Origin of the sequence: Natronomonas sp. (assembly GCF_046710025.1) — an archaeon.
Lineage (GTDB): Archaea > Halobacteriota > Halobacteria > Halobacteriales > Haloarculaceae > Natronomonas.
The window spans coordinates 1-5,127 of sequence record NZ_JBKEGK010000186.1; the positions used below are offsets into that span (position 1 = coordinate 1).

Genomic DNA, 5,127 nt, shown 5'->3' on the forward strand with positions numbered 1-5,127 from the left:
GAGCATCTTCGAGGGGTTACAGCCGCGGTTGAGACACGTGCCGCCGAGGGGACCCGGTTCGACGAGCGCCGTCTCGAGGCCCGCGTCGGCCGCCGCCGCCGCGACGTTGTTTCCCGTTCCGCCGCCGATGACGAGGACGTCGAAGTCTGTCATGCGTACAGGGACGTTACGGGATATAAAGAGGCTCTCGCGGGGGTTCAGACCGCTTGCACGAGCGCGGGCGTCACGCGAGTCGCGCGGGTGGGCCGCCGATCCGCCGGTCACTTCCCGAAGGACTCCCAGAACACGTCCGGCAGGTCCCGGTCGGGGTTCTCATCGAGGTAATCCTGTTTCGTCAGGTTCGCCTCCTCGATGAGCGAGGCCGCCTCGCCGGCCCAGACGTAGAACCCGATCAGCGTCTCACGGCGCATCCGCTCGAGGTCGACCGAGTGGTAGACGTTGACAACGCCCCCCTGCTCGCGGTTCAACTCGGAGCGCTGCAACAGCCCGAGATCGACGAGCGTGTTGAGATACCGGGTCACCGTGCTCCGGTCGTAGCCGAGCGACTCGGCGACCTCGTTCGCCGAGAGCGGTCCCTCGCCGATGACGCACAGACAGATGTCCAGGCCGGCCTTCGGAAGGCCGAAGGCGTCCAACAGCACCTCTTTGACGTCCGGCGGCTTGACGCTCATTTCGACATCCGTGACCCGCTCCATCGGCTCGTCGTGACACGACATCGGCGGGTCGTCCCGGCCGAGCGCGAGGACGACGTTGTCGCAGTCGGAGCACTCAAAGACGTCGTAGCGGCTGGATTCGGGCTCGTACCGCACCTCGTTGGGCGTCTCCTCTGACTGGTCAGTCTCTCTCTTCGACATTTGGCATCGATACCTCCATCTCGTGTCGGCACTCGCGATCCGGTATAATAAGTACTGGGCCGCTCACGGCTCCGAACCGCCGTTCGGTTCGTCGACGATGACCGTCCCCTCCGTATCGAGTTCGAGGAGTTCCTCGCCGGTGATCGTCACTCGAACCCGTCCGTCGGGATACGTCCGGGCCAACTCGCAGCCCGCCAGGCGCTTCAGTTGCTCCTCGACCGCGCGCCTCTCGACATCGAGGGTGGCCGCGAGCGTTTCGGGGGTCGTCGTCTCTCGGCGTTCCGCGTCGCTCGCCGCCGCGAGGTGTTCTAAGACCTCGCGTCTCGTCACGGCCATCGGCGTGCGAGATCGGCCGGAGTCGGCCGCCTCGGTGCGTTGTCTCTGGGCGTGTCAGTCCCCGGGGCCGTCGGGGCTGGGAAACCAGCACGGACGGGGCGGCGGGTCACCTTTGGGTCGGGCCGCTGTCGGCCGCACGGGAGATCCCTCACGGGTACCATTCCGTTCGTAGTACGGGTCCCAGCGACTACCAGTTTTGGGGGCGTGTAATCCGGCTACAACGTCGGCGAGACGGTCGCCGGAGAGTGGGGTGGTCCGCGCCGCGGGAAACGCTTTTTTATCACCTCCGCGGATCTACGGGGTATGGACCCCCTCGAAGGCGAAGCGTCCTCGCCCGTGGCGTACGAACCGGTGAGCGTCAAGGACGTGTTGGTGGAGATGAAAGACACCGCGGAGTTGCTCATCGACCTCTCGTACTCGGCGGTGTTGCACCGCAACACCGGCCTCGCCGAGGAAGTGCTCCACCTCGAGGAGCGGATGGACGTCTTGGAGATGCGGGCGCGAATGAGCCTTCTCATGGCCGCCAGAAGCCCCGACGACGCCGAACGGCTTGCGCCGGTGCTCAGCATCGTCGCCGCCACCGACCAGATCAGCGATGCCGCGGGCGATATCGCAAAGATCGTTCTCGAGGACATCAGTGTCCCGGAGGCGATGCGGGCGGCACTACCGGAGGCCGTCGAGACGCTCGTCAGGGGTGCCGTCGAGGCGGAGTCGCCCTACACCGGGCGGACGCTGAAAGGGATCAATCTCGAATCGAAGACCGGCGTCCGGGTGATCGCGCTCCGGCGCGGGTCGGAGTGGCTGTTGAACCCCGGCCCAACGACACGGATCGAAGCCGAGGACGTGGCCCTGCTCCGCGGCCCCGAGAGCGAGATCGGCGACGTCTACCGTACGATGACCGGCGAGACGTACGAGCCCTTCGAGCCCGACTCGCCCGCCGTGGCCGACCTCGGGCGGGCGGTCGACACGATCGTGCATATGAAAAACCTCTCGGAGCTCGCCGTGGATCTCGCCTACAGTAGCGTGCTCTTCGACAGCGAGGAGCTCGCAGAAGAGGTCAGAAACCTCGAAGTCGAGGTCGATGCCTTGGAGTCGCGCTTCGAGGCATGGGTGCTCCGGGCGGCCGCGGAGGCGGAACATCCGGTGTCGCTCCGAGGGTTGATCCATCTCGGTACCAGCACCGAGATGATAAGCGACGCCGCGGTCGACATCAGCGAAGGCGTCCTGCGCGACATCGAGGTTCACCCGGTCGTCGGGATGGCTGTTCAAGAGAGCGACGAGATCATCACCCGCGTCGAAGTCACCCCCGGCAGTGCCCTCGACGGGACACCGGTCTCCGGAGGCGTGCCGGACGCCGACGTGACGATGTCAATCATCGCCATCCGCCGTCCCGAGGAGGGCTGGCTTCTGGTCGCCGACGTCGACACCGAGCTCCGGTCCGGCGATGTCGTGATCGCGAAGGGAACCCGAACCGCGGCCGAGCAGTTCGGCGAACTGGCGGACTGAACGCCCTCAGCCCAACACCAGCGTCGACACGCCGATGAAGATGAGCATCCCAAAGACATCGACGACGTTCGTCACGATCGGGATCGTCGTGTCGTCGGGATCGATCCCGAGCCGGTAGGAACCGTACGTTGCGGCGAGACCGAACACGACGGCGATCACGGCGACTGACATCCCGCTGACGAGCGAGATCGTGAGCAACGCCGAAAGCGCCAACGGTGCGCCGATCAACTGGCCGATGACCCACGCACCCGCGGCCAGGGTGGTAAACACCGTCGCGGCCAGCGCCAACACGGCGGCGACGTTGGCCCACAGCACCCGATCGCGGAGGTCCAGTTCCGTCGTCCCCAGGTGGAGTCGCGTTGTGAGCCGTGAACTCAGGATCGTCCCGAGGTTGCCGCCGGCACCGACCATCGTCGGCACCATGACCGCGAGGAGGCCGTACTCATCGAGCAACGCCTCGGCCTCGTTTAACGTGATGCCCGCCCAGAGGACGATGGTACACAACACGACGAGCAACGGGAGCATGTTCGAAACGATGGTTCGAGCGTCCCAACTACCGAGATCGGCTCCCGCCGCCATCAGACGAACACCACCTCGACGACGGCAACGGCGACGAACAAAAAGACCATCCCGAAGACGTCGCCCAGCGTCGTGACAATCGGCCCCACGAGGTTGTCCGGATCGTAGCCGAGTTTGTAGCCGCCGAAGAGGATCCCGAGCAGGCCGAAGATGAGCACGATGGAGGTCAGCGTCCCGGCAATCAGCATGATCGCGACGAGCTCCGAAAGCGCCGCCGAGGGCCACCCGAGCAACTGCAGCACGATCCACGAGAGGACGCCGATAACGGCCGAGATGGTGACCCCGTTGACGAAGGAGGCGAGGACCGCGTTCACGAGGCGGTCGTTCCACTCGAACTCGGGGGGAATAAGCCCCTGGTGGAGGCCGCTGGAGATCCGCCCGCCAAGCGCGCCGTAGACGTTGCCGCGGGTTGCGAGAAAGACGGGGACCATCACGAGGAGGCCGGGAAACCGGGCGACGCTTTCGAGCAGTTCCTCCAGCACCAACCCGGAGAAGAGCCCTCCCACGAGCGCGACGAGCAAAACCGGCAGCGCCTCGCGGTAGATCGACCAGAACCCCTCCCGGAAGTTCATGTCCGTGGATGTCCCAGTCCGGGGTTAAATCTACCGACCTCGCCGGTCAGGGCCACCCGGAGTGGGCCTCGTCGTCCTCGTCTGCGTCGCCATCGTGGAGGTTCCAGCCGGCCGTTTCGGCGGCCTCTTCGATGTGTCTGAACTCCCAGTCGTGGCTCTCGGCGGTCTCTTGTATCCCCTCGTCGGCGGAGACGAGGATGTAGCGGGCCGCGTCGTGTTCGGGCTGGTTGCCGATCTTCACGAGGCTCTCGGCGCGGTCGCGCGGTCCCGGAAGAAAATCGGGCGTGAGCCCGTAGTCGCGGGCCCGCTTTCTGACCAGGTGCGTCGGCTCGTCGCTCACGATCCCGAGGTGGTCCGTCCATCGCTGGGTGTCCCGGATGACATCCGCCGGGTCCAAGAGTCGCTCCAGCGCCGCCAACTCGAAGGCGAGCGTGATCGTCTCGGCGTCGTCGGACATACTGATAGTTCGGGGAAGGCATCAAAAACGGTGTCGGTCGCCGGGATGGCGGTGAGTATTTGCCCGGCGAGACACACGCCCGGGTATGGACGAGGCGCTGGGACCGCCCCCGGAGATGGCTCAAAAGGCCGAGGAACTCACGCCGATGCTGTCGCAGTATCTCGAGTTGTGCGAGCGCTACGACGACGCCTTGGTGCTGTTCCAGGTGGGCGATTTTTATGAGACCTTCTGCTCGGCCGCCGAGGCGACCGCCAGACTTCTCGAAATCACGCTGACCCAACGCGAGGACTCGACGGGCACTTATCCGATGGCTGGCATCCCGATCGACAACGCCGAGTCGTACGTCGAAACGCTGCTCGATGCCGGCTACCGGGTCGCCATCGCCGATCAGGTCGAGGACGCGGCGGAGGCGTCCGGGCTGGTCGAACGGGCCGTCACCCGGGTCGTCACACCGGGGACGCTCACCGAGACAGAGCTGCTCTCGGCGGCCGACAACAACTTTGTCGCCTGCCTGACCGACGGCTACGGGCTCGCATTTCTCGACGTCTCGACCGGCGACTTCTACGCGACCGAACTCGACCGACTCGGGGCCATCTCGGACGAACTCGAGCGCTTCGACCCCGCGGAGGCGGTCGTCGGCCCCGACGCCCCGACGGAGCCGTTCGGGGCCGACTGCATGGTGACGCCGTACGAGCCCTCGGCGTTCGAGTTCGAGGCCGCCGCGGCGAAGGCGTCGTCGTACTTCGGCGAGCACTCGCTGGCGGGCAAGGCCGAAACCCGCGCCATCGGGGCGTTGCTCGCCTACGCGGAGTACGCCCGTGGC

General features: G+C 66.0%; 7 protein-coding genes and 1 pseudogene. 2 read left to right on the top strand and 6 right to left on the bottom strand.

Going from position 1 to position 5,127, the window contains the following annotated elements; all coding sequences use genetic code 11:
• The 3 genes from ACI944_RS11460 to ACI944_RS11470 all read right to left on the bottom strand — a co-directional run.
• Positions 1 to 153 (bottom strand): FAD-dependent oxidoreductase (locus ACI944_RS11460; protein ID WP_411719196.1); only part of this gene is annotated, 153 nt, incomplete at its 3' end.
• 107 nt (positions 154 to 260) lie between these two features.
• Complete coding sequence (locus ACI944_RS11465; RefSeq protein ID WP_411719190.1) at positions 261 to 854, bottom strand: helix-turn-helix domain-containing protein; 594 nt, start codon at positions 852 to 854, stop codon at positions 261 to 263.
• A 63-nt stretch (positions 855 to 917) separates the two neighbouring features.
• A complete protein-coding gene (locus ACI944_RS11470) occupies positions 918 to 1,190 on the bottom strand; it encodes a hypothetical protein (RefSeq protein ID WP_411719191.1) in 273 nt (90 codons plus the stop codon).
• Between the two features lie 303 nt (positions 1,191 to 1,493).
• Here ACI944_RS11470 and ACI944_RS11475 point away from each other — a divergent pair, with 303 nt between their 5' ends.
• Positions 1,494 to 2,696, top strand: a complete 1,203-nt coding sequence (locus ACI944_RS11475; RefSeq protein ID WP_411719192.1) for a potassium channel family protein — start codon at positions 1,494 to 1,496, stop codon at positions 2,694 to 2,696.
• A 6-nt stretch (positions 2,697 to 2,702) separates the two neighbouring features.
• Here ACI944_RS11475 and ACI944_RS11480 read toward each other — a convergent pair whose 3' ends face one another.
• The 3 genes from ACI944_RS11480 to ACI944_RS11490 are packed head-to-tail and all read right to left on the bottom strand — an operon-like array spanning position 2,703 to position 4,304.
• Positions 2,703 to 3,275 (bottom strand): magnesium transporter, encoded by a 573-nt coding sequence (locus ACI944_RS11480; protein WP_411719193.1) that lies wholly within the window; start codon positions 3,273 to 3,275, stop codon positions 2,703 to 2,705.
• Positions 3,275 to 3,847, bottom strand: a complete 573-nt coding sequence (locus tag ACI944_RS11485; protein ID WP_411719194.1) for a magnesium transporter — start codon at positions 3,845 to 3,847, stop codon at positions 3,275 to 3,277. The genes ACI944_RS11480 and ACI944_RS11485 overlap by 1 nt, the downstream gene beginning before the upstream one ends.
• Before the next feature lie 46 nt (positions 3,848 to 3,893).
• Positions 3,894 to 4,304 carry a hypothetical protein gene (locus ACI944_RS11490; RefSeq protein ID WP_411719195.1) on the bottom strand — a complete coding sequence of 137 codons (411 nt, stop codon included), beginning with the start codon at positions 4,302 to 4,304 and terminating at the stop codon, positions 3,894 to 3,896.
• Positions 4,305 to 4,389: 85 nt separating this feature from the next.
• Here ACI944_RS11490 and ACI944_RS11495 point away from each other — a divergent pair.
• Positions 4,390 to 5,127 (top strand): annotated as a pseudogene (locus tag ACI944_RS11495) (DNA mismatch repair protein MutS); the annotation flags it as partial.